Below are 23,197 nucleotides of genomic sequence, written 5' to 3'. Positions count from 1 at the left end.
CCCCGCTCGCAGCCATGAGGACCGGTACGTTCCGTTCCGGCGCTGCTCCTGCTGCGATGTTGTCACCCACTTGTCGGAGGGTGGCAGAAACGCGCAATGGGTGAACCTGAACGAACAAACTGTGTATAAGAACCGCTGGTTCCGGGTCAATCTGGCGGATGTGGTCATCCCTGGCGGCGGCCATCTCGACCACTACCCGATCCGGCTCCGCCCCGTCGCGGCGGCCACCGTCGTCAACGAGGCCAACGAGGTGCTCCTGCTCTGGCGGCACCGGTTCATCACGGACAGCTGGGGCTGGGAGCTCGCCGCGGGCGTCGTCGAGGACGGCGAGGACATCGCGGCCGCCGCCCGGGAGATGGAGGAGGAGACCGGCTGGCGCCCCGGGCGGGCCGGTGCACCCGCTGCTGACCGTGGAGCCGTCGAACGGCCTCACCGACGCCCGGCACCACCTCTACTGGTCCGAGGAGGCCTGCTGGACCGGCCGGCCCAGCGACGCCTTCGAGTCCTCGCGCCGCGAGTGGATACCGCTCGAGCTGGTCCCGGACATGATCGCCCGCGGTGAGGTACCGGCCGCGGGCATGGCGGCCGGGCTGATGATGCTCCACCACCTACGGCTGGGCTGAGCCACCGCGAACCGCGTACGGGGCCGGACCGGGGATCGCCCGGTCCGGCCCCGTACGGGCACGAAGGAAGGATCAGGAGTACGGGTAGAAGCCCGAGCCGGTCTTGCGGCCGAGCCTGCCCGCGTCCACCATGCGCTGGAGCAGCGGGGGAGCGGCGTACAGCGGCTCCTTGAACTCCGCGTACATCGAGTCGGCGACCGAGGCCACCGTGTCGAGACCGATCAGGTCGGAGAGCTTGAGCGGGCCCATGGGGTGGGCGCAGCCGAGCTCCATGCCGTTGTCGATGTCCTCACGGCTGGCGATCCCCGACTCGAACATCCGGATCGCGGAGAGCAGATACGGAATCAGCAGCGCGTTGACGACGAAGCCCGAGCGGTCCTGGGCGCGGATCGGGTGCTTGCCGAGCACGTCCTGCACCAGGGCCTCGGAACGCTTGATCGTCTCGTCGGACGTCGTCAGCGCGGGGATCAGCTCGACGAGCTTCTGCACCGGGGCCGGGTTGAAGAAGTGGATGCCGATGACCTGGTCCGGGCGGGAGGTCGCCACAGCCAGCTTCACCAGCGGGATGGAGGAGGTGTTCGAGGCGAGAATCGCGTCCTGCCGGGTCACCACCTGGTCGAGCACCTGGAAGATCTCGGTCTTGACCTGCTCGTTCTCCACGACGGCCTCGATGACGAGATCGCGGTCGGCGAACTCGCCCAGGTCCGTGGTGAAGCTCAGCCGGGCGAGCGTCTCGTCGCGCTCCTCGGCAGTGATCTTGCCTCGCTCGGCGGCCTTCGAGAGGGAGTTGTACAGCCGGGTGCGGCCGATCTCCAACGCCTCGCCGGTGGTCTCGGCCACCATGACCTCAAGACCGCTGCGCGCGCACACCTCCGCGATACCCGCGCCCATCTGGCCACAGCCCACCACTCCGACGCGTGCAATGTCGGCCATAGAGTCCGTCACCTCGTGCCTTTCGCTGTTCTGTGTGTCGCAGGTTCCCGTCTGATTCCGGTGCCCGCCCCGACCCCCCGACGTTACTCCGCGACCCAGGGGTCATCGTGGGCCGGGGCGGGCATGCTCTGCGTTGCGCCCTGATACCCGGGTGACGGATGCAGACAGAGAGACGGCAGGTGCAGCGAAATGCGGCAATTGGGCCGAAGAGGCTTTGTGGCGGGTGCGGCCGGGGTGGTTGCGGGGGTGGTGAGCGGTGTCACCGCGGCCGGTGACGCCGTCGCGGTCCCGCTCCGGCAGGCCGGTGCCGAGGGCACCGGGGCGCCGGCCCGCAAGGGCTCTCACCATGACGCACGGCGCGAGCTGCGCGGCATGTGGGTCGCCACCGTCGCCAATCTCGACTGGCCCTCGAAGCCCGGCCTGACACCGGCCGCGCAGCGCGCCGAGCTGATCGCGTACCTCGACGAGGCCGTGGACCGGCGGCTGAACACCGTCATCCTCCAGGTCCGGCCGACCGCCGACGCGCTGTGGCCCTCGCCCTACGAGCCGTGGGCCCAGTACCTCACCGGTGTCCAGGGCAAGGACCCCGGCTGGGACCCGCTGGGCACTGCCGTCGCCGAGGCCCACCGCTGCGGCCTGGAACTGCACGCCTGGTTCAACCCGTACCGGGTCGCCAACCACACCGACCCGTCCCGGCTGGTCGCCACCCACCCGGCCAGACTGCACCCCGAGTGGGTCCTGCCGTACGGCGGGAAGCTCTACTACAACCCCGGAATCCCCGAGGTCCGCCGTTTCGTCCAGGACGCGATGCTCGACGCGGTCCGCCGTTACGACATCGACGCCGTGCACTGGGACGACTACTTCTACCCGTACCCGGTGGCCGGGCAGGTCTTCGACGACGACGCCACGTACGCCACATACGGCGCGGGCTTCCCGGACAAGGCCTCCTGGCGGCGCGACAACACCGACAAGCTGGTGCGCGAGACCGCCGAGCGGATCAAGGAGATCAAGAAGAACGTCCGGTTCGGGATCAGCCCGTTCGGGGTCTGGCGCAACGCCGCCACCGACCCGCTCGGCTCCGACACCAGGGCGGGGGTGCAGACCTACGACGATCTGTACGCCGACACCCGCGGCTGGGTCAGGAAGGGCTGGATCGACTACATCTGCCCGCAGGTCTACTGGAACATCGGCTTCGCCGCCGCCGACTACGCCAAGCTGCTGCCCTGGTGGAACGAGACCGTACGCGGTACGGGCGTCGACCTGTTCGTGGGTGAGGCGCTCTACAAGGCCGGCGACCCCGCCCAGCCCGCCGCCTGGCAGGACCCGGCCGAACTCTCCCGGCACCTCGACCTCGCCGCCGGGTACGACCAGGTGCGCGGTCATGTCTACTTCTCCGGGAAGGACGTGGTCACGGACCGGATCGGGGCCATGGACCAGGTGGTCGGCGACCACTACCGAAACCGGGTGCGCCCGCCCCGCTGACAGCAGCGGAGCGGACGCGATGTCGGGGCGGGCCGCCGGTATCCGGCCGGCCCGCCCGCAGCCCGGGGGCGAAGAGCAGTGCCGCCCGCCGGAGGCCGCTACGGAGTCTCCGGAGCCTGCTTCCGGCCGTGGGTGTGCTGTACGACGCTGTCGGGACCGGGTGAAATCAGGTGTTCGTGTCCGTCCTCGAAGCGGACGCGGAACGGGGGAGTGCCCCCGGCCCCGAGCACTTCGACGATCTCTGCGACCTTGTCGTGCTGCCCCACGGTCCTGCCGTGTATCAGCAGCCGGTCGCCCGTGTGTGCCTCCATAGGGACTGACCTCCTCACAGGTGGCGGTCCATGTCGACAAGTCTATGACCGGAAGGCGACTTCGCCCGGTGGAGCGGGTCCGGCTCGTCGTGGACGCCGGGCCCGCCCCGCCCGCCGGGCGGCCGTGATGCAGGCGAGCACCGCGAGAGCCGCCACCGGTGCCGCCGCCGAGACCGTCTCGCCGAGAGGAGGAACGACCACACCAGGGTCAGCAGCGGCTGCGCGAGCCGGAGCCGCACAGCCAGCGCACCCCGATCGCCGCCATCCCGCGCCGCCCGTACTTCTGCGCGGAGCCCCCTCCCACCACGGATTCGGCTGAGCCTCGCCGCGGTCGCCGGGGCGGCCGAGATCGCCGAGGGGATCGCCGGCTGCGCACCGCCGGCGACGAAGTCCTGACCGGTTCCGCGGGCGGCTTCCGGCCCTGACCGGGGTGGCCCGCGCGCCCTCTGGGAAGGCCGCTTCAAGCCAATCGAGGGCAGGTGCCGCCCGATCCGCCGCGGTCCGAGCCGGGCCGGAAGGACTCGTGAAGGCCCTCTTGACCGGAAGGTTGTTCGGATCCACGATCGCCGCCATGACTTCCAGAGTCTCGCTGGTCGCCGCGGCAGGCAGCTCCGCCGTGCTCGCCGAGCGCTTCGACGACGACCGGCCGCTCGACCACACCGGTCTGTACGAGATACGGCTCGCCGCGCCCGCTCTCATGCCGCTGGGCGCTGCCGAGTTGCGCTACTGCTCGCCGACTCCGCGCAGCCGCGCGACCGGTGACGCGCTGGGCTTCGCCCCGCTCGTCCAGCCGGCCCTGCGCGACTGCGACATGGGCCGCTGGCGCGGCTGGACCCTCGCCGACGTCACAGCATGCGAACCCGCGGCGGTCGATGTCTGGCTGGCAGATCCTCGCTCGGCCCCGCACGGCGGTGAACCGCTGCTCGCGTTCATCTCGCGGATAGGGGGCTGGCTGGACACCCGCCCCGCATGCGACGGCGCCATCGTCGCCGTGGCCGAACCGGCGGTCGTCCGGGCCGCGCTCGTCTACGCGCTCAAGGCGCCGCCGTCGACGTACTGGAGCGTGGACGTCGGGCCGCTCTCCACGGTCACGCTCACGGGTGTGCCTGGCCGCTGGAGTCTCAGGCTCGAAGCGGGGGTCCGCTGAAATTTCCCGGAGGAATTCCCGAAGAAATTTCCGGTGGATTTCCGGGAGTACGGGGAGCCGGGTGCCGCGATCGCTGTCCGTGCCGACGGGCCCGCGGTCCGTCTCCGGGGCAACCGTGCGGGCGGCGTCCGCGTCCGGCTATGGAACGGGCGGCCCTGGTCAGCGTCCGGTGAGCGGACAGGGGCGACTGCTCGGTGCACCCCGGTCCTCGTCGGCCGGGGGCCTCGCGGGCCTCGGCGCCCCGGTCGCCGCGCACTGGCCGGAATTCGTTGCGGTCGGGCCGTCGCCGGGGTGCGACGAACGGCGCCGGGTCCGCCGGGGCGTCCGGCGGACCCGGCGCCTCACCGTCAGTCCTCCTCCCGCGGGCCGGTGAGGAGGGTGAGGGCCTCGGCGATGCCGGCCTCGGCGGCCGCCTTGTCGATGCCGAGTTCCGTCAGCACACCCGCACCGTCCTCCTGCTCCAGCAGCGCGAGCAGGATGTGCTCGGTTCCGATGTGGTTGTGGCCCATCCGCAGGGCCTCCCGGAACGTCAGCTCGAGCGCCTTGCGGGCCCCGGCGTCGTACGGGACGAGATCCGGCAGCTCGCCGGTCACGGTCGGTGGCAGCGCCTCGGTCGCGGCTCGACGGACGTCCTCCAGCGTGATGCCCTGGGTCGTGACGAACGCGGCGCCCAGCCCTTCCGGCTCGCTGAGCAGCCCCAGCACCAGGTGCGCTGTGCCCACCTCGTCGTTGTGTGCCGCGCGGGCCTCGTTCTGCGCGGCCATCACGACGTTCCTGGCCCGCGGGGTGAAGCGGCTGAACCCCTGGCTGGGGTCGAGATTCGACACCTCACCGGGGTCCTTGGTGACGAACCGCTTCTGGGCCGCCTGCCTGGTCACCCCCATGCTCTTGCCGATCTCGGTCCAGGAGGCGCCCGAGCGCCGGGCCTGGTCCACGAAGTGGCCGATCAGATGGTCGGCGATGTCGCCGAGGTGGTCCGCGGCGATCACCGCGTCGGAGAGCTGGTCGAGGGCGTCGGTGTGCACCTTCTTGATGGCCTCGATCAGGTCGTCGAGGCGTACGGGATGCGTCGGGCGTACGGGATTCACCATGCGTCAACCGTAGGTTGACAGTTCCGAGGTGTCAACCGTCGGTTGACGGTGGGGTCGGTGAGGCGATGCACTGCCGAATCAGTGGGGCTACGCGTTACAGAAGACGCAGGCGTCCCAGTACGTCGGTGCGCACAGCACGCGGTGGCGTACGCACGAGGCCATGGCGGCCTCCTCCGGGCCGGGAAAGGGGAACCTGCCGCTCTGCCGCTCGGCGCAGGCGGGGTCGAACGCCTCGACCATCTCCCGGTACTGCCGCAGATACCCCTCGGCGAAGGGCGGCTCGTAATTCAGCTCGTCCCACCGGTGCCTGCGCAGCGCCAGATCGATCACCCGCAGGACGAAGTTCTTCGCCGAGGACTGCTCGTCGGCCGAGCCGCCCCAGTCGATCTCCTCCAGGTCGAAGCCGACCACCCCGCGCCCGACGGCGCCCTGGTCCTGCAAGGTCAGCAGGGTGGCGAAACGGTACTCCCAGACGCTCTTGGCGAGATCGGACACGGCCAGCATGAGCACGTCGACGAAGACGTCCGTGCCCCCGTTGGACAGGGACAGGCTGCGGCCCCCGCCGTCGAATGTGTTCCCCATCCGGACACCGTAGCGAGCGCGGCGGGAGCCGTTAGGCCGCCGGTACGACGGAGCGCGCCGCCCGGCGGGGATGCCGGGCGGCGCGCTCGTTCAGCGGGTGCGGGTGCGGGTCAGAGCGTGCCGCTGTCCGCGATGGTGATCTTCGCGGCCGGACGGCCGCTCTGCGAGCCGAGGGCCTCGATCTTCTTGACCAGCTTCATGCTGTCCTCGTCGTCCACCTCGCCGAAGACCACGTGCTTGCCGTCCAGCCACGACGTCACGATGGTCGTGATGAAGAACTGCGAGCCATTGGAGTTGGGGCCGCTGTTGGCCATGGAAAGCTGGCCCGGCTTGGTGTGCGACAGCTTGAAGTTCTCGTCCGCGAACTTGGCGCCGTAGATGCTCTGGCCGCCGGTGCCGTCGCCGCGGGTGAAGTCGCCGCCCTGCAGCATGAAGTCGGGGATGATGCGGTGGAACGAGGAGCCCTTGTAGCCGAAGCCCTTCTCACCGGTCGCCAGCTGGCGGAAGTTCTCCGCGGTCTTGGGCACGATGTCGTCGAACAGCTTGAACGTGATCCGCCCGGCGGGCTCGTCGTTGATGGTGATGTCGAAGTAAACCTTGCTCGTCATGGAACCATCCTGACATCGACCCGTTCGGTGCGTACGGGCGGGCAGGGGTGACAGGCCGCCCGGCTCTGGAGTGCCACAAGGGCGGGCGGGCTCGATGGCGCCGCCGGCAACGCCAGGGTGGAGAACACAGCCGCGCACGTGCGGAGCCCGATGCCGTTCGTCGGCGAGAACCGGCCGAAATCGAACTCTCCCCTGTACTGGAGACTGGGCTCCCGTCGCCGATCTCCGGGGACCGCTGGGCCGTTCTGACCTGCAGGTTCTTCTTCGAGTGATCTGCGTGGATCGCCCTCGGGCCAGTAGAGGAATCTCGTCTTGGCTGACGCCTGTCCATGGTCACGTCGAGGCCCTCACGCGTGAGCCGGCCGGGCTGCCGCGGAAGTGCTCGGTCCGGGCTGACCGCCGAATCACCCCTTCGAAGCTTTGCATAAAAGTGCATAGATGCGTATAGTCATGCCATCAAGGAGGAGGTTTCGATGGTGGTACGCGCAGCAGTGGCAGGGGCGAGTGGATATGCCGGAGGGGAGCTGCTCCGCCTCCTGCTGGTTCACCCTCAGGTCGAGATCGGGGCACTCACGGCCAACTCCAACGCCGGGCAGAAGCTCGGCGCGCTGCAACCGCATCTGCGGCCGCTCGCCGACCGGGTGCTCCAGCCGACCACCCCCGAGGTCCTCGCCGGGCACGATGTCGTCTTCCTTGCCCTCCCGCACGGACAGTCCGCCGCCGTGGCCGAGCAGCTCGGTGACGAGGTGCTGGTCGTCGACATGGGCGCCGACTTCCGGCTCGGGGACGCTGCGGACTGGGAGAAGTTCTACGGTTCCCCGCACGCCGGCACCTGGCCCTACGGCCTGCCCGAACTGCCGGGCGGGCGTTCGGCACTTGCCGGTTCGAAGCGTATCGCGGTGCCCGGCTGCTACCCGACCGCTGTCTCGCTTGCGCTCTTCCCGGCGTACGCGGCCCAGCTGGCCGAGCCCGAGGCAGTGATCGTCGCCGCGTCCGGCACCTCCGGCGCGGGCAAGGCGGCCAAGCCGCATCTGCTCGGCTCCGAGGTGATGGGCAACATGTCCCCGTACGGCGTCGGCGGCGCGCACCGGCACACCCCGGAGATGATCCAGAACCTCAGCGCGGCGGCCGGGGAGCCGGTCACGGTCTCCTTCACGCCGACCCTGGCGCCGATGCCCCGCGGCATCCTCGCCACCTGCAGCGCGAAGGCCAGGCCCGGCGTGAGCGCCGAGTCCCTCCGCGACGTGTACGAGAAGGCGTTCGCCGACGAGCCCTTCGTCGAACTGCTCCCCGAGGGACAGTGGCCCGCCACCGCGTCCGTCTACGGTTCCAACGCCGTACAGATCCAGGTCGCCCATGACGAGGCGGCGGGCCGGATCATCGTGATCAGCGCCATCGACAACCTCGCCAAGGGCACCGCCGGCGGTGCCCTGCAGAGCATGAACATCGCCCTCGGACTTCCCGAGGACACAGGTCTTTCCACGATCGGAGTCGCACCGTGAGCGTCACGGCAGCACAGGGGTTCTCCGCGGCGGGCATCGCCGCGGGAATCAAGGAGAGCGGTAACCCGGACCTGGCCCTGGTGGTCAACCACGGTCCGCGTCGCGCCGCCGCGGGCGTCTTCACCTCCAACCGCGTCAAGGCCGCCCCCGTCCTCTGGTCGGAGCAGGTACTGAAGGGCGGCGAGGTCACCGCCGTCGTGCTCAACTCCGGCGGTGCCAACGCCTGCACGGGCCCGAAGGGCTTCCAGGACACCCACGCCACCGCCGAGAAGGCCGCCGAGGTCCTCACCGGCCACAACGCGGGCGAGATCGCGGTCGCGTCGACCGGGCTGATCGGCACCCTGCTCCCGATGGACAAGCTGCTGCCCGGCATCGAGCAGGCCGCCGCCGCCCTCAGCGAGCACGGCGGCGAGAAGGCCGCCATCGCGATCAAGACCACCGACACCGTCCACAAGACCGCCGTCGCGGGCGGCGAGGGCTGGACCGTCGGCGGCATGGCCAAGGGTGCGGGCATGCTCGCCCCGGGGCTCGCCACCATGCTGGTCGTCCTCACCACCGACGCCGATGTGGATGCTGCCGGACTCGACTCCGCGCTGCGCGCCGCCACCCGCACCACCTTCGACCGGGTCGACTCCGACGGCTGCATGTCGACCAACGACACCGTGCTGCTGCTGGCCTCCGGGGCGAGCGGAATCACTCCCGAGCAGGAGGAGTTCGCCGAGGCCGTACGGACCGTCTGCGCCGACCTCGCCCGCCAGCTCATCGGCGACGCCGAGGGCGCCTCCAAGGACATCCGGATCGAGGTCGTGGGCGCCGCGACCGAGGACGACGCCGTCGAGGTGGGCCGCTCCATCGCCCGCAACAATCTCCTCAAGTGCGCCGTCCACGGGGAGGACCCCAACTGGGGCCGGGTCCTCTCCGCGATCGGCACCACGAAGGCCGCCTTCGAACCCGACCGGCTGAACGTCGCCATCAACGGCGTATGGGTCTGCAAGAACGGCAGCGTCGGCGAGGACCGCGACCTGGTCGACATGCGCTACCGGGAGGTCAAGATCACCGCCGACCTCGCGTCCGGCAACGAGTCCGCCGTCATCTGGGCCAACGACCTGACCGCGGACTACGTCCACGAGAACAGCGCGTACAGCTCATGAGCGCGGCGCGGAAACACACCGCACTCCCGAAGGCGCAGATCCTCATCGAGGCACTGCCCTGGCTGACCCGGCACAACGGCAAGACCGTCGTCATCAAGTTCGGCGGCAACGCCATGATCGACGAAGAACTGAAGGCGGCCTTCGCCCAGGACGTGGTCTTCCTGCGCCAGGCAGGCCTCAAGCCCGTCGTCGTGCACGGCGGCGGTCCGCAGATCAGCGCCCAGCTCGACAAGCAGGGTCTGGTCAGCGAGTTCAAGGCGGGCCTGCGCGTCACCACGCCCGAGGCGATGGACGTCGTACGGATGGTGCTCGCCGGACAGGTCCAGCGCGAACTCGTCGGCCTGCTCAACCAGCACGGCCCGCTCGCCGTCGGCATGACCGGCGAGGACGCCTGCACCATCACCGCCACCCAGCACCGGCCGACCATCGACGGCGAGATCGTCGACATCGGCCGGGTCGGCGAGATCACCGCCATCGACACCGGGGCGATCCAGGCGCTGCTGGACGACGGCCGCATCCCGGTCGTCTCCTCCGTCGCCCGCTCCGCCGACGACAACCACGTCTACAACGTCAACGCCGACACCGCGGCCGCCGCGCTCGCCGCCGCGCTGAACGCCGAGACGCTGATGGTCCTCACCGACGTCGAGGGCCTCTACGAGGACTGGCCCAACAGTGACGACGTGATCAGCCGTCTCACCGCCGCCGAGCTGGAGAAGCTGCTGCCCGAGCTGTCCAGCGGCATGGTGCCGAAGATGCAGGGCTGCCTGCACGCCGTGCGCAACGGCGTCGAGACCGCCCGCGTCATCGACGGCCGGGTCCAGCACTCGATCCTGCTGGAGATCTTCACCGACGAAGGAATCGGCACGATGGTCGTGCCCGACGCGCAGGGGGAGTCGTGAGCAACCAGGAGCTCGCACAGCGCTGGAGCCACGCGCTGATGGACAACTACGGGACCCCGAAGCTGTCCCTGGTCCGCGGCGAGGGCGCCCGGGTGTGGGACGCCGACGGTACCGAGTACCTCGACTTCGTCGGCGGGATCGCGGTGAACGCGCTGGGGCACGCACACCCCGCCGTCGTCGAGGCCGTCTCCACCCAGATCGCCTCCCTGGGCCACGTCTCCAACCTCTTCATCGCCGAACCGCCCGTCACCCTGGCCGAACGGCTGCTCCAGCTCTTCGGCCGGAGCGGCCGCGTCTACTTCTCCAACTCGGGCGCCGAGGCCAACGAGGCCGCCTTCAAGATCGGCCGGCTGACCGGGCGGACCCACATGGTCGCCACCGACGGCGGCTTCCACGGCCGGACCATGGGCGCGCTCGCGCTCACCGGCCAGCCCGCGAAGCGCGACCCGTTCCTCCCGCTGCCCGGTGACGTCACGCACGTCCCGTACGGCGACGCGGAGGCCTTGCGGGCCGCCGTCACCACCGACACCGCGCTGGTGATCATCGAGCCCGTCCAGGGGGAGAACGGCGTGGTCGTGCCGCCCGCCGGATATCTGGAGGCTGCCCGGGAGATCACCCGGGCCACCGGCACCCTGCTCGTCCTCGACGAGGTGCAGACCGGTATCGGCCGCTGCGGTCAGTGGTTCGAGCACCAGGCCCACCAGGGCGTCGAGCCCGATGTCGTCACCCTCGCCAAGGGCCTCGGCGGCGGACTGCCGATCGGCGCGACCGTGGCCTTCGGCCCGGCGGCCGAGCTGCTGAAGCCGGGCCAGCACGGCACGACCTTCGGCGGCAACCCGATCGCCTGCGCCGCCGGTCTCGCCGTCCTGGACACCCTGGCCGCCGACGGCGTCCTGGACCGGGTCAAGCGACTCGGCGAGAGGATCAGGGACGGCGTGGAGGGTCTCGGGCATCCGCTGGTATCCCATGTCCGTGGCTCCGGACTGCTGCTGGGTATCGTGCTCACCGAGCCCCTCGCACCTCAGGTGCAACAGGCGGCTCAGAGCGCCGGAATCCTGGTGAACGCACCCGCCCCCGATGTCCTGCGGCTGATGCCGCCGCTGATCATCGGCGACGCGGAAGTGGACGCGTTGCTCCAGGCACTGCCCGGCGCTCTCGACGCGGCACAAGGGGACGGACGATCCGGAGAATGAGGCGACGACGATGACCGAGGCGCAGGAAACCGAGTACGGCGGGCCGTCCGTGCCGCAGACCCGCACCGCACGCCACCGCCGGATCGTGGACATCCTGAACCGGCAGCCGGTGCGCTCGCAGAGCCAGCTGGCCAAGCTCCTCGCCGACGACGGGCTGAGCGTCACCCAGGCGACGCTCTCCCGCGATCTGGACGAGCTGGGCGCGGTGAAGATCCGCAACACCGGCGGCGAGCTGATCTACGCGGTGCCCAGCGAGGGCGGCTTCCGCACCCCGCAGGCACCGCTGGGCGGGTCGGCGAAGGAGGAGCGGATGCGGCGGCTCTCCGCCGAACTGCTCATCTCCGCGGAGGCATCGGCCAACCTCGTGGTGCTGCGCACCCCTCCGGGCGCGGCCCAGTTCCTCGCCTCGGCCATCGACCAGGCCGAACTGCACGACATCCTCGGCACCATCGCCGGCGACGACACCCTGATGCTGATCAGCCGTGACCCGGCGGGCGGTCAGGCGCTCGCCGACCATCTGCTGCGACTGGCGCAGAACGAGCGCTGAGCGGAACGGTGTCGGTCGGCTTCCGTGAACGAGCGCTGGGCGGAACGGTGTCGGTCGGCTTCCGTGAACGAGCGCTGGGCGGAACGGTGTCGGTCGGCTTCCGTCAGTAGCGCGTGATCGCGGTCGGGCCCGAGCGGGTCCCGATCGCGATGTGCGGACGGCGGACCGGGTCCACCCAGTCGAGGATCCGGTCCATCGCGGCCGCCGGCACGGAGACACAACCGGCGGTCGCGCCACGCCCGTTGACGTGGAGGAAGATTCCGGCTCCGCGACCCCGGACCGGCCGTTCGTAGTTGAACCCGATGACGAGCGCGCGGGCGTACTGCGTCGGATACGCGATCAGATGCTCCGCCTCGCCCGCCCGGCAGTCCTTGGGCCGTGGCTCCACCCAGCGGTTGTAGGCCCGCGCAGCGTTGTCCTGGCACCACCACGACCGGTCGTTGACCCGGCGGTAGGGATGGACGGTGCCGGCCGGTGCGGGCTTGATCCCGAAGGCGTACGGCAGGTCGTACAGGCCGGTGGGGGTGGTGCTCGTGCCCTGCTTGCGCGACGCCCCCTCGGTCAGGCCCTTCGCACCGAACCTGGCGGGTGTGGACCCGCCCTTCACCCAGACCCCACGGCGCAGATTCCACCAGGTGACGGTGCCTGTGGTGGAGCCCTTGGCCGGGGCCTCGGCCGTGATCAGCTGAGTGCCGCCGCCGGTGTCGGCCATCCGCTGCGGGAGCGGCGGCGAGGCGGCGGGCCGGGCCGCGACCGAGCCCGCCAGCGCGAGCAGTACCGAGAAGGTCACCAGAGATCTGCGCATGCCCGGACGGTAGACCCTCCGCCCGGCCGCCACCCGCGGTTCTGCTCCGTACGGCTCAAAGACGATCCGCCGCACCCCGGTCCGTCCGGGGCATCGCCGGCAGCGGGAGCGGCAGCCCCGGAAGCCCGTCGATGCTTGTCGCGATGTGCTCCTTCTTCTCGAAGTAGGCACTGAGCGAGGCGTCGTCCTCGCGTGCGAAGCGCCGGGCATGCAGCGGCCGGTCCTCGTCGTACGACATGAACGGCACCCCGTAGCCGCAGCTGTCCCGGATCAGCTCGGCGCGTACCACGATGACGGCGCGCAGCCCGTGGAGGCCCGGGTCCACGTCCGGGAAGTGGGCGAGCAGCGCCCCGAACCGCGGATCGTCACGGAAGACCGGCTCGCCGCGGCCGTGCACCCGCACGATGTTCGGTGGCCCCTGGAAGGCGCACCACATCAGCGTGATCCGGCCGTTCTCGCGGAGGTGGGCGACGGTCTCGGCGTTGCTGCCGGCGAAGTCCAGGTAGGCCACGGTCAGTTCGTCGACGACGGCGAACGAACCACTGACGCCCTTGGGGGAGAGGTTGACCGTGCCCTCGCCGTCCAGAGGCGCCGTCGCGGTGAAGAAGATGTGCTGCTCTTCGATGAAGGTCCTGATCCGTCCGTCGATGCGTTCATGTGTTTTTCCCATGGTGGCCATTGTCGGCGCCAACTCCGGTGGTGGTGAGGTGTTTTCACCTGGCGGGACGCCTTTTCGGGGGAGGGGTGACGATCGCACTTTTGACAGAACATGCAGAGGTCTGCATAGTTATGCCTATCGGTGGCCGCGCCGTGAGGAGAGACCCGCGGCCGGGCGGAAAGCCCGGGAAGCGTGACCTCGCCCGACCCCCGGCAGTTACGTCTCCGCCTCCCCGGCCCTCCGTGCGGGGAGGCGGCCGCACACCCACCACCCTGTTCTTCCCGAGGAGCACGCAGTGAGCAACGGCAACGGCAACAGCGACGTACGCCTCTGGGGCGCCCGTTTCGCCGACGGTCCGGCCGAGGCGCTGGCGAAGCTGTCCGCCTCCGTCCACTTCGACTGGCGGCTCGCGCCCTACGACATCGCCGGTTCCCGCGCCCACGCGCGCGTGCTGAACAAGGCGGGCCTGCTCACCGGGGACGAGCTGAGCCGCATGATCGCCGGTCTGGACCAGCTCGAAGCCGATGTCGCCGACGGCTCCTTCACCGGCACCATCGCCGACGAGGACGTCCACACCGCGCTGGAGCGCGGACTGCTGGAGCGCCTCGGCCCCGACCTCGGCGGCAAGCTGCGGGCCGGCCGGTCCCGCAACGACCAGATCGCCACCCTCTTCCGGATGTACCTGCGCGACCACGCCCGGATCATCGGCGGCCTGATCGCCGAACTGCAGGGCGCGCTGGTCGGCCTCGCCGAAGCGCACCCGGACGTCGCGATGCCCGGCCGTACGCATCTGCAGCACGCCCAGCCGGTGCTCTTCGCCCACCACGTCCTGGCCCATGCGCAGTCCCTGTCCAGGGACGCCGAGCGGCTGCGCCAGTGGGACGAGCGGACCGCCGTCTCGCCGTACGGCTCCGGCGCGCTGGCCGGGTCGTCCCTCGGCCTCGACCCGGAGGCGGTCGCCGCCGACCTCGGCTTCGAGCACGGGTCCGTCGGCAACTCCATCGACGGAACGGCCTCCCGCGACTTCGTCGCCGAGTTCGCCTTCATCACGGCGATGATCGGCGTGAACCTCTCCCGGATCGCGGAGGAGGTCATCATCTGGAACACGAAGGAGTTCTCCTTCGTCACCCTGCACGACGCCTTCTCCACCGGCTCCTCGATCATGCCGCAGAAGAAGAACCCGGACATCGCCGAGCTGGCCCGCGGCAAGTCCGGCCGTCTGATCGGCAACCTGACCGGCCTGATGGCCACGCTGAAGGCGCTCCCGCTCGCGTACAACCGTGACCTCCAGGAGGACAAGGAGCCGGTCTTCGACTCCTGCGACCAGCTGGAGGTCCTGCTGCCCGCCTTCACCGGCATGATGGCCACCCTCACCGTCAACCGCGAACGCATGGAGGAGCTGGCCCCGGCCGGCTTCTCGCTCGCCACCGACATCGCCGAGTGGCTGGTCAAGCAGGGTGTGCCGTTCCGCGTCGCCCACGAGGTCGCCGGTGAGTGCGTCAAGGAGTGCGAGCAGCACGGCATCGAGCTCGACCAGCTGACCGACGAGCAGTTCGCCAAGATCTCCGGGCACCTCACCCCCGAGGTCCGCACGGTCCTCAACGTGGCCGGTGCGCTCGCCTCCCGCAGCGGTCGCGGCGGGACGGCCCCGTCGGCCGTGGCCGTCCAGCTCGCCGAGGTGAAGGCCGACCTCGCCGCCCAGCAGGCCTGGGCCACCGCGAAGAACTGATCACTGCGAGGAAGGCACCGGGGCGGGGAGCGGCCGTACGCTCCCCGCCTTCCGCATTCCGTGAGCTGGGTTACGTTGACGGGGGAGCACACCCGATCGACGAGGAGCCCAACGATGCCTTTCGCCCGGCTGGCCACAGCGACCACACCGACCGCCCACATCGGGCTCGGCCTGGCGGCGGTCGGCAGGCCCGGCTACATCAACCTCCACCGCGACCGCGATCTGCCCGCCGACCGCAGCGTCGGGGCGATGCGCGAACGCACCCACGAGCTGCTCGACGCCGCCTACGCACAGGGCGTCCGCTACTTCGACGCGGCCCGTTCCTACGGCCGCTCGGAGGAGTTCCTGGCCGACTGGCTGACCGCGCGCCCCGAGGCCGACGACGTCGTCATCGGCAGCAAATGGGGCTACACCTACACCGCCGGGTGGAGCATCGAGGCCGAGGCGCACGAGGTCAAGGACCACAGTCTCGCCACGTTCCTGCGCCAGCGGGCCGAGACCGACGCGCTGCTCGGCGACCGTCTCGACCTCTACCAGATCCACTCGGTCACCGCCGACAGCCCCGCCCTCACCGACAAGGAGCTGCACGCCCGGCTGGCCGCACTCGCCGCGGAGGGCGTCAGCGTCGGCCTCTCGACCAGCGGCCCCGCCCAGGCCGACGCGATCCGGGCCGCGCTCGCCGTCACCGTCGACGGCGAGCCGCTGTTCCGTACGGTCCAGGCCACCTACAACGCCCTGGAGACCTCGGCCGGGGCGGCGCTGGCCGAGGCCCATGCCGCCGGCCTCACCGTGATCGTCAAGGAGGCCATGGCCAACGGGCGGCTCGCCGGCACGGAAGCCCCCGCCGTGGTCCGGGAGATCGCCGCCGACGCCGGTCTCGGCAGCGACGCGGTGGCCCTGGCGTTCGTGCTGCACCAGCCCTGGGCCGGGGTGGTGCTCTCCGGCGCGGCGACCGTCGACCAGCTCGCCGGGAACCTGCACGCGCCCCTCATCGACCTCGACGAGGAGCGGCGCGCCCGGCTCGACGCGCTGGTGGAGGAGCCCGATGCGTACTGGCGGCACCGCGCCGGTCTGCGCTGGAGCTGACCGGAGAACGCCGGGGCCCTGGTGCGGGGCGCCGAGGCCGTGGCCCGGCAGGCGATGGTGTTCACGCGGTCGTCGCAGCCGGCCCTGGTCGACGGGGAACCGTCGGCCGTCATCGCGACGCGCGAGGGCCGGCGGTTCGCGGTCATGGTGTTCACGGTCGCCCGGGGGAAGGTCGTCGAGATGTCCGTGATCAACGCCCCGGCCCGCCTCCCCGGCCTCGGTCCGACAGTCGTCGACGACCGACGGGCCCGCCCCGCGGGGAGCCGTCCGCCCACGCCGCGAGCGCCGCGAAGTCGGACGGCAGCAGACCGACTCCGGGGTCGATCCAGTGCAGCAGCGCCTCGGTGGTTCCTCGGCCCAGGACCCATTGCCGGTCCGGCTCGGTGATCTCGTCGTCGACCCAGGCGAACGGCCTGCCGGCCGCGTACTCCACGACGTACTGCGTCTTCCAGTACGTGCCGTCCGGCGCGCTGCCGTGCATCGAAGGCCAGTCGATGTACGGCAGCGGGGGCAGCTCGAGCCGCGGCCCGATCCAGACGTTCGCCTCGTCCTTCCAGGTCGTCGCCCAGACCAGCTCGTACCGGCCGGCCAGCGCCAGCAGCGCCCTGCCGTGCTCCGGGTTCAGGAGGACGGGGAGCGGCGGACCGTAGTCCCATCCCGTCGGCCGCGTCAGATGCTTCGCATAACCATCCGGTGGCCGCGGGTGCGCGAGCGCCTCGTAGGGATTGAGCGGACCGTCGATGTCGATCAGCAGCAGCGGCTTCATGGCGCCATGGTCCTCCCTCCCCGAGGGGGTGGCCACGCCTTTGATGAGACATTGTTGTCTCATATGGTCTACGCTTGTCTCATGAGTCTCGACCGTGAGCAGGTGCTGCGCAGCGCCGCCGCTCTGCTGACCCGCAAATCGACCGCCACCATGGACGAGGTCGCCAGGGCCGCAGGCATCGGGCGCGCCACCCTGCACCGGCACTTCGCCGGACGGGACGCCCTGGTCAGAGCGTTGGAGAACCTGGGCATCCAGGAGGTCGAAGCGGCCCTGGACGCCGCCGCGCTCGACGAGGGCCCCGCGCAGGACGCGCTGCGCCGCCTCGTCGCGGCCGTCGAGCCGAGCGCCGGACTGCTCTCCTTCCTCGTCACAGAGAACCAGCTCTTCGAGGGCGAAGAGGTGAACGAGGGCTGGAGCCGCCTCGACGCCCGGGTCTCCGCCTTCTTCCGGCGCGCCCAGGAGCGCGGCGAATTCCGGATCGACCTCACCCCCGCCTGGCTGACCGAGGCGCTCTACGGGCTCATCTCGTCCGCCGCCTGGGCCGTCCAGGACGGCCGGGTCGCGAGCCAGGACTTCCAGTACATGATCGTCGAGTTGTTGCTCGGCGGTGCACGCCGGAGCGTGGAGCAATGAGCCGTATCGCACAGCAGGTGGAAACCCCGAACGAGCTGCAACGTCCCGGGCGGTGGCTCGCCCTGGCCGTGCTCGTCCTCGCCGTGCTGCTCGTGGCGATCGACGCCACCGTCCTCGGCCTCGCGACCCCCTTCCTCACCGAGGACCTCGAACCGACCGGCACCCAGCTCCTGTGGATCGGCGACGTCTACTCCTTCGTCATCGCCGGTCTCCTGGTCTCGATGGGCAGCCTCGGCGACCGCATCGGCCGCAAGAAGCTGCTGCTGTGCGGTGCGACGGCGTTCGGCGCGGTCTCGGTGCTCAATGCCTACGCGCACACCCCCGAGATGATGATCCTGGCGCGGGCGCTGCTCGGTGTCGCGGGCGCCACGCTCATGCCCTCCACGCTCGCCCTGATCCGCAATCTCTTTCACGACCCGCGCGAGCGCAGCCTGGCCATCGGCATCTGGGGAGCGATGGCCTCGGCGGGCGCGGCCGTCGGCCCCCTGGTCGGCGGACTGCTGCTGGAGCACTTCTGGTGGGGCTCGGTCTTCCTGATCAACCTGCCGGTGATGGCGGTCCTCGTGGTCGTCGGCGCCAAGACGATCCCCGAGTCCAGCAACCCGGCCCCGGGCCCCTGGGACCTGGTCAGCGTGGCGCTCTCCTTCATCGGCATGATCGGCGTCGTGTACGCGATCAAGGAGCTGGCGGCGCACGGCCCGAGCTGGGGGACCGTCGTCGCGGGACTCGGCGGCGTGGCCGCACTCTGCTGGTTCGTACGCAGGCAACTCACGCTGCCCGCACCCCTGCTGGACATGCGGCTCTTCCACCACCGGGGCTTCTCGGGCGCGGTCCTCGCCGACCTGCTGACCATCCTCGGCCTGTCCGGGCTGATTTTCTTCCTCTCCCAGTTCCTCCAACTGGTGCAGGGGCGCGGCCCGCTGGAGGCCGGCCTCGCCGAACTCCCCGCGACCGTCGGTGCGGTCGTCGCAGGTCTGATCGCGGGCCGGGCAGCCCGGCGCTTCTCGGTGCGCTCGGTGGTGACCGGCGGCCTCGGTGCAATCGGTCTGGCGCTCGCCGCGGTCACCCTGATGCACAAGGAGACCGCCTACCCGCTGATCGGCGCGGTGCTGCTCATCGTCGGACTGGGCGCGGGCTTCGCCTTCACCGTCACCTCCGACGTGATCCTCTCCAGCGTCCCGAAGGAGCAGGCGGGTGCCGCCGGCGCGGTCTCGGAGACGGCGTACGAACTCGGCGCGGCCCTCGGCATCGCCCTGCTCGGCTCCATCGTCACCGGCGCCTACCAGACCTTCCAGTCGCCCGAGGGCATCCCGCCGGCCAATGCCGCCGCTGCGCACGAATCGCTGGGCGGCGCGGTCGAGGCGGCCCACGGTCTGCCGGCCGGGCAGGCACAGGCGCTGCTCGCCGCCGCGCAGGATGCGTTCGTCGAAGGGCTGCGGCTCGCCGCGGGGATCGGTGCGGCGGTCCTGCTGGCGACGGCCGTCGCCGCCTGGTTCCTGTTGCGGGGTCAGAAACTGGAGGACGGCATCGTGCACCAGTAGCCGCCCGGACACGCGGAAGGGCCCGTACCCTCAAACCCCGGGTACGGGCCCTTCCGCATGTCCTGCCGTCGGCGCCTCGCGCCTCAGTTCACGCGGCCTTGGCCTTCGTGGCGTACATGTCGACGTACTCCTGACCGGACAACCGCATCACCTCGGCCATCACCGAGTCGGTCACCGCCCGCAGCACATAGCGGTCGCGGTCCATGCCCTCGTAGCGGGAGAACTCCATCGGCGCACCGAAGCGGACCGTCACCTTGCCGGGACGGGGCAGGCCCGCTCCGCCGGGCTGCAGCTTGTCCGTGCCGATCATCGCGAACGGCACCACGGGTGCGCCCGTCATCAGCGTGAGCCGGGCGATGCCCGTACGGCCCCGGTACAGACGGCCGTCGGGGGACCGGGTGCCCTCGGGGTAGATGGCGAACGCCTTGCCCTCCTCCAGTACCCGACGGCCCGTCATCAGCGCCGCGACACCGCCGCGGCCGCCGTCCCGGTCCACCGGGATCATGCCGCAGCCGGTGAAGAACCAGGCCATCGCCCGGCCCTTGAGCCCCTTGCCCGTCACGTACTCGTCCTTGCCGATGTAGAACACCGGCCGGTCGCAGCAGAGCGGCATGATCATCGAGTCGATGAACGTCAGATGGTTGCCCGCGAGAATCACCGGACCGTCCCCGGGAATGTTCTCCACACCCTCCACCTGGGGGCGGAACATCAGGCGCAAGATCGGTCCGAGCACTGCCTTGATGAGTGCGTGTCGGGACAACGGTTCCTCCGGTGTTGTGGCCGGGCCGGCCGAGGAGCGGGGTCGTGACGGTCCATGCAGGTGAGGACGATACTCGCGGGCACTCGCTGATCGCACATCGGGTTCACGGAGCGGATACGCGGCGTTGACATGAGTTTCCGCCATGTTCGTCCAGGAGCTGCCCTCACGACGGTACCGCTGCCTACGCTCGGGCCTCGCCCGACAGGTGCCAGACATCACACGCGAGGAGCATTCATGACTGAGCGCGCGCAGACCGGTCCCGGCCGCAGAACCATGCTGGGAGCGGGAGCCGCCGTACTGGGCACGGCCGCCCTCGGACTGGCCGGCGGCCCGGCCGCCGCCGACACCGCGGTCGACGGCGCGGGGCGCCACGGCGGGCACGGCTTCCGCCTCGACCTGCCGGTGCCCACCGTCATCGGACACCGCGGCACCAGCGGATACCGGCCCGAGCACACCCTCGGCTCCTACCAGCTGGCCCTCGACATGGGCGCGCACATCGTCGAGCAGGACCTGGTGCCGACCAGGGACGGCCACCTCGTATGCCGTCACGAGAACGACATCACCGCCACCACCGATGTCTCCGACCACCCCGAGTTCGCGAGCCGCAGGACCACGAAGAAGGTCGACGGCGCCCTTCTCACCGGCTGGTTCACCGAGGACTTCACCCTCGCCGAGCTGAAGACGCTGCGCGCCAAGGAACGCATCCCCGGCACCCGCCAGAAGAACACGCTCTACGACGGCCGTTGGGAGATCCCCACCTTCGAGGAGGTGCTGCGCTGGGCCGACCGCGAGGGCCGCAGGCGCAAAAAGCCCGTCTGGCTGTACGTCGAGACCAAGCACCCCACCTACTTCCGCGGTCTCGGCCTCGGCCTCGAAGAGCCGCTCGCCAAACTGCTGCGCCGCTACAACCGGCACCGTCAGCAGTCGCCGCTCATCCTCCAGTCCTTCGAGCCCAGCAGCATCCAGCGGCTCGCGCGGCTCGTCGCGACCCCGCGCGTCGTGCTGCTCTCCGGCGCCGGTGAGCGCCCCTGGGACTTCGTGACGTCCGGTGACCCGCGCACCGTGGCGGACCTGGTGAAGCCCGAGGGGCTGAAGTGGATGGCCTCCTTCGCACAGGGCATCGGCCCCACCCTGGACCTGGTCATCCCCAAGGACGCCTCGGGGCGCCTCACCACACCCACCACCCTGGTCGAGGACGCACACGCCCAGGGTCTGGTCCTGCACCCCTACACCATGCGCAACGAGAACACCTTCCTCCCCGCAGACTTCCGGCGCGGCACGGACCCCAACGCCTACGGTGACGTGTTCGGCGCGTTCCAGGCGTACTTCGCGACGGGCATCGACGGCGTCTTCTCCGACAACCCCGACACGGCCCTGCTCGCCGCGGCGGACTTCGCCGCCAAGTGACAGCCGCGTCAGCACCCGGCCGGGACGTGCCCCGGTCGGGTGGTGCTCGCCCGGTACGGCAACCGGCGGCGGGCGCGGGCGCGTCGGCCGGGGCATGACGCTTCTCGATCTTGCTCCCGCAGGCCCCGCCCCCGCCGCCGCGTCCCTGGTCCGTGCCCTGCACCCGCTGGTCAGCGCCGAGGCCATGGCCGAGGTGGCCGCCTCGGTGACGGGTGCGGCGATCGAACCGGCCGATCTCGAACAGGCCGTCTGGCTGCGGCTGCTGGAACGGCTCGCGGGGGAGGGGCCGCCGGCCGACCCGGCCCGCTGGGTGCGTGATGCCGTACGGGGAGAGGCCCGCAGGGCCCGTCGTACGGCCCGGCACGAACGTCCCTACCGCGACGACACCGCCGCGGACCCGGCCGGCTGCCCCGAACGGCTCGCCCTCGGGGCCGACGAACGCCGGGCGCTGCGGGCGGCGGTGGACCGGCTGCCCGGCAGGTGCGCCCGGCTGATGACGGCGATGCTCGCGCCCAGCGATCCGACCTACCGGGAAATCGCAGGGAAGTTGGGTATGTCACAGGGGAGTTTGGGCCCGATCCGTTCCCGTTGCCTTGGATGTCTGCGCAGAATGCTCGCGGCGGAGGTTGCTGCTCCTGAACTGCGGGGAAAGGAGCGTTAGACAACCGGTGGATCAGGTGGGCGGAGGCATGCGCGGATGGGCATGAGCGTGATCATCTCGACGGCGACGGCACAGGACGCCGAACAGATCTTGAAACTCCAGTACCTCTGCTTCCAGAGCGAGGCGGAGCTGTACGGGAACTACCGGATCGACCCGCTCGTCCAGACCCTCGACTCGCTGCACACCGAAATTGCCACCAACCTGGTGTTCGTGGCGCGGTTGGGTGACGAGGTCGTGGGTTCGGTCCGGGGAGCCATCGGCGCGGACGGCGCGGGGGAGATCGGCAGGCTCTGCGTCCACCCCCGGCTCCAGGGCCACGGACTCGGTGCCCGGCTGCTGCGGGCGGCGGAGTCGGGACTCGCCGACGAGCGGTCGGCCACCCGGTTCCGGCTGCACACCGGTCATCGCAGCGAGAGCAATCTACGGCTCTACCGGCGGGCGGGGTACGCCCCCGTGGGCAACGAGACCGGCCGGGACGGCGTCCTGATGATCCTTCTGGAGAAGGACGCCACCAAGCCCGCGTACGTGGCCAGCGCCTGAACGCCCAGGCACCGCGGCGTGCGTGCGCCAGGCCCCGCGAGCCCGGCGTGATCCAAGCGAAAGACTCTGGGGCCTGTCCGACCCTGATCCGCCGGACGGGCCCTAGGCCTTCCTCGCCCGGCGCAGCCACATCATCCCGGTGATCGGCAGGATCACCGGGATGAACAGGTACCCCATGCCGAAGTCGGACCAGACGGTGGCGTCCGCGAACGCCGACGGCTCCGCCATCGTCCAAGTACCGACGACCAGCACGCCCAGCAGTTCGGCGGCGCAGCACACCAGCGCGGTCCGGCGCGCCTTCTCGCCCCCGCGCACCAGTGAGTACGTGATGAACCCGTACACGAGCGCGGCGACGGCGGACAGCACATAGGCGAGCGGCGCCCTGCCGAAGTCCAGGATCATCTGGACGATGGAGCGGGAGGCGGCCGCGACGGTGAACACCCCGTAGAACCAGACCAGTACCCGGCCGGGACCCGTGCCGAGATCGAAGGGCTGCTTCTCGCCGGTGGCCGCCGCGGGAGTGCGTTCGGTGTCGGTCACGG

Annotated in this window: 24 protein-coding genes and 2 pseudogenes; 15 read left to right on the top strand and 11 right to left on the bottom strand. The window is 70.7% G+C overall.

Annotated elements, in window-relative coordinates:
- The first annotated feature begins 121 nt into the window (after positions 1 to 121).
- Positions 122 to 623: pseudogene (locus ACWCQ6_RS09920) on the top strand (NUDIX domain-containing protein).
- Between the two features lie 72 nt (positions 624 to 695).
- Here ACWCQ6_RS09920 and ACWCQ6_RS09915 read toward each other — a convergent pair.
- Positions 696 to 1,556, bottom strand: coding sequence for a 3-hydroxybutyryl-CoA dehydrogenase (locus ACWCQ6_RS09915; protein WP_451087291.1), 861 nt, complete (start codon positions 1,554 to 1,556; stop codon positions 696 to 698).
- 189 nt (positions 1,557 to 1,745) lie between these two features.
- Between ACWCQ6_RS09915 and ACWCQ6_RS09910 the strand changes: the two genes are divergently transcribed.
- Positions 1,746 to 3,038: a glycoside hydrolase family 10 protein gene (locus ACWCQ6_RS09910; protein ID WP_451087289.1), complete on the top strand. Its 1,293-nt coding sequence runs from the start codon at positions 1,746 to 1,748 to the stop codon at positions 3,036 to 3,038.
- A 98-nt stretch (positions 3,039 to 3,136) separates the two neighbouring features.
- Here the strand turns inward: ACWCQ6_RS09910 and ACWCQ6_RS09905 are convergent, their stop codons facing one another.
- Both ACWCQ6_RS09905 and ACWCQ6_RS09900 read right to left on the bottom strand, forming a co-directional pair.
- Positions 3,137 to 3,349: a DUF1918 domain-containing protein gene (locus ACWCQ6_RS09905; RefSeq protein WP_451087287.1), complete on the bottom strand. Its 213-nt coding sequence runs from the start codon at positions 3,347 to 3,349 to the stop codon at positions 3,137 to 3,139.
- 42 nt (positions 3,350 to 3,391) lie between these two features.
- Positions 3,392 to 3,620 (bottom strand): annotated as a pseudogene (locus ACWCQ6_RS09900) (EamA family transporter); the annotation flags it as partial.
- Positions 3,621 to 3,920: 300 nt separating this feature from the next.
- Here ACWCQ6_RS09900 and ACWCQ6_RS09895 point away from each other — a divergent pair.
- Entirely contained in the window at positions 3,921 to 4,496 is a 576-nt protein-coding gene (locus ACWCQ6_RS09895; protein ID WP_451087285.1) for a histidine phosphatase family protein, read from the top strand.
- A gap of 347 nt (positions 4,497 to 4,843) precedes the next feature.
- Here ACWCQ6_RS09895 and ACWCQ6_RS09890 read toward each other — a convergent pair whose 3' ends face one another.
- From ACWCQ6_RS09890 to ACWCQ6_RS09880, 3 genes are all read right to left on the bottom strand, one after another.
- Entirely contained in the window at positions 4,844 to 5,587 is a 744-nt protein-coding gene (locus ACWCQ6_RS09890) for a Clp protease N-terminal domain-containing protein (RefSeq protein WP_451087283.1), read from the bottom strand.
- Positions 5,588 to 5,674: 87 nt separating this feature from the next.
- Positions 5,675 to 6,169 carry a hypothetical protein gene (locus ACWCQ6_RS09885; RefSeq protein WP_451087281.1) on the bottom strand — a complete coding sequence of 165 codons (495 nt, stop codon included), beginning with the start codon at positions 6,167 to 6,169 and terminating at the stop codon, positions 5,675 to 5,677.
- A gap of 110 nt (positions 6,170 to 6,279) precedes the next feature.
- Complete coding sequence (locus tag ACWCQ6_RS09880; RefSeq protein ID WP_451087279.1) at positions 6,280 to 6,777, bottom strand: peptidylprolyl isomerase; 498 nt, start codon at positions 6,775 to 6,777, stop codon at positions 6,280 to 6,282.
- Between the two features lie 473 nt (positions 6,778 to 7,250).
- Here ACWCQ6_RS09880 and argC point away from each other — a divergent pair, with 473 nt between their 5' ends.
- The 5 genes from argC to ACWCQ6_RS09855 are packed head-to-tail and all read left to right on the top strand — an operon-like array spanning position 7,251 to position 12,069.
- Positions 7,251 to 8,279, top strand: a complete 1,029-nt coding sequence (gene argC, locus ACWCQ6_RS09875) for an N-acetyl-gamma-glutamyl-phosphate reductase (protein ID WP_451087277.1) — start codon at positions 7,251 to 7,253, stop codon at positions 8,277 to 8,279.
- Entirely contained in the window at positions 8,276 to 9,430 is a 1,155-nt protein-coding gene (gene argJ / locus ACWCQ6_RS09870; RefSeq protein WP_451087275.1) for a bifunctional glutamate N-acetyltransferase/amino-acid acetyltransferase ArgJ, read from the top strand. The genes argC and argJ overlap by 4 nt, the downstream gene beginning before the upstream one ends.
- Entirely contained in the window at positions 9,427 to 10,329 is a 903-nt protein-coding gene (argB, locus tag ACWCQ6_RS09865) for an acetylglutamate kinase (RefSeq protein WP_451087273.1), read from the top strand. The genes argJ and argB overlap by 4 nt, the downstream gene beginning before the upstream one ends.
- Complete coding sequence (locus tag ACWCQ6_RS09860; RefSeq protein ID WP_451087271.1) at positions 10,326 to 11,522, top strand: acetylornithine transaminase; 1,197 nt, start codon at positions 10,326 to 10,328, stop codon at positions 11,520 to 11,522. Before argB ends, ACWCQ6_RS09860 begins: the two co-directional genes overlap by 4 nt.
- A gap of 10 nt (positions 11,523 to 11,532) precedes the next feature.
- A complete protein-coding gene (locus ACWCQ6_RS09855) occupies positions 11,533 to 12,069 on the top strand; it encodes an arginine repressor (protein ID WP_072484461.1) in 537 nt (178 codons plus the stop codon).
- 103 nt (positions 12,070 to 12,172) lie between these two features.
- On the opposite strand, the gene ACWCQ6_RS09850 is transcribed toward ACWCQ6_RS09855, so the two are convergent.
- Both ACWCQ6_RS09850 and ACWCQ6_RS09845 read right to left on the bottom strand, forming a co-directional pair.
- Positions 12,173 to 12,874, bottom strand: a complete 702-nt coding sequence (locus ACWCQ6_RS09850; protein WP_451087269.1) for a L,D-transpeptidase family protein — start codon at positions 12,872 to 12,874, stop codon at positions 12,173 to 12,175.
- A gap of 55 nt (positions 12,875 to 12,929) precedes the next feature.
- Positions 12,930 to 13,544 (bottom strand): pyridoxamine 5'-phosphate oxidase family protein, encoded by a 615-nt coding sequence (locus ACWCQ6_RS09845; RefSeq protein WP_451087267.1) that lies wholly within the window; start codon positions 13,542 to 13,544, stop codon positions 12,930 to 12,932.
- A 283-nt stretch (positions 13,545 to 13,827) separates the two neighbouring features.
- Between ACWCQ6_RS09845 and argH the strand changes: the two genes are divergently transcribed.
- Positions 13,828 to 15,261 carry an argininosuccinate lyase gene (gene argH, locus ACWCQ6_RS09840; RefSeq protein WP_451087265.1) on the top strand — a complete coding sequence of 478 codons (1,434 nt, stop codon included), beginning with the start codon at positions 13,828 to 13,830 and terminating at the stop codon, positions 15,259 to 15,261.
- 114 nt (positions 15,262 to 15,375) lie between these two features.
- Positions 15,376 to 16,347 (top strand): aldo/keto reductase, encoded by a 972-nt coding sequence (locus tag ACWCQ6_RS09835; RefSeq protein ID WP_451087263.1) that lies wholly within the window; start codon positions 15,376 to 15,378, stop codon positions 16,345 to 16,347.
- 190 nt (positions 16,348 to 16,537) lie between these two features.
- Here ACWCQ6_RS09835 and ACWCQ6_RS09830 read toward each other — a convergent pair whose 3' ends face one another.
- Positions 16,538 to 17,113: a hypothetical protein gene (locus tag ACWCQ6_RS09830; protein WP_451087261.1), complete on the bottom strand. Its 576-nt coding sequence runs from the start codon at positions 17,111 to 17,113 to the stop codon at positions 16,538 to 16,540.
- 81 nt (positions 17,114 to 17,194) lie between these two features.
- Between ACWCQ6_RS09830 and ACWCQ6_RS09825 the strand changes: the two genes are divergently transcribed.
- Together ACWCQ6_RS09825 and ACWCQ6_RS09820 are read left to right on the top strand one after the other, a co-directional pair.
- Positions 17,195 to 17,746 (top strand): TetR/AcrR family transcriptional regulator, encoded by a 552-nt coding sequence (locus ACWCQ6_RS09825; protein WP_451087259.1) that lies wholly within the window; start codon positions 17,195 to 17,197, stop codon positions 17,744 to 17,746.
- A complete protein-coding gene (locus ACWCQ6_RS09820) occupies positions 17,743 to 19,287 on the top strand; it encodes an MFS transporter (RefSeq protein ID WP_451087257.1) in 1,545 nt (514 codons plus the stop codon). The genes ACWCQ6_RS09825 and ACWCQ6_RS09820 overlap by 4 nt, the downstream gene beginning before the upstream one ends.
- Positions 19,288 to 19,375: 88 nt before the next feature.
- Here the strand turns inward: ACWCQ6_RS09820 and ACWCQ6_RS09815 are convergent, their stop codons facing one another.
- A complete protein-coding gene (locus ACWCQ6_RS09815) occupies positions 19,376 to 20,047 on the bottom strand; it encodes a lysophospholipid acyltransferase family protein (RefSeq protein ID WP_451087255.1) in 672 nt (223 codons plus the stop codon).
- A gap of 234 nt (positions 20,048 to 20,281) precedes the next feature.
- Here ACWCQ6_RS09815 and ACWCQ6_RS09810 point away from each other — a divergent pair, with 234 nt between their 5' ends.
- From ACWCQ6_RS09810 to ACWCQ6_RS09800, 3 genes are all read left to right on the top strand, one after another.
- On the top strand, positions 20,282 to 21,454 hold the full coding sequence (locus tag ACWCQ6_RS09810) for a glycerophosphodiester phosphodiesterase (protein ID WP_451087253.1): 1,173 nt from the start codon (positions 20,282 to 20,284) through the stop codon (positions 21,452 to 21,454).
- A gap of 94 nt (positions 21,455 to 21,548) precedes the next feature.
- Entirely contained in the window at positions 21,549 to 22,115 is a 567-nt protein-coding gene (locus tag ACWCQ6_RS09805) for a sigma-70 family RNA polymerase sigma factor (RefSeq protein ID WP_451087251.1), read from the top strand.
- A gap of 36 nt (positions 22,116 to 22,151) precedes the next feature.
- On the top strand, positions 22,152 to 22,655 hold the full coding sequence (locus ACWCQ6_RS09800) for a GNAT family N-acetyltransferase (RefSeq protein ID WP_451087249.1): 504 nt from the start codon (positions 22,152 to 22,154) through the stop codon (positions 22,653 to 22,655).
- A 102-nt stretch (positions 22,656 to 22,757) separates the two neighbouring features.
- Here the strand turns inward: ACWCQ6_RS09800 and ACWCQ6_RS09795 are convergent, their stop codons facing one another.
- Entirely contained in the window at positions 22,758 to 23,195 is a 438-nt protein-coding gene (locus ACWCQ6_RS09795; protein ID WP_451087247.1) for a hypothetical protein, read from the bottom strand.
- Positions 23,196 to 23,197: the final 2 nt, after the last annotated feature.

This window comes from Streptomyces sp. NPDC001880, from assembly GCF_053594575.1.
The sequence above is the reverse complement of the archived record's forward strand: the minus strand, read 5'-3'. Positions and strand labels throughout refer to the sequence as shown.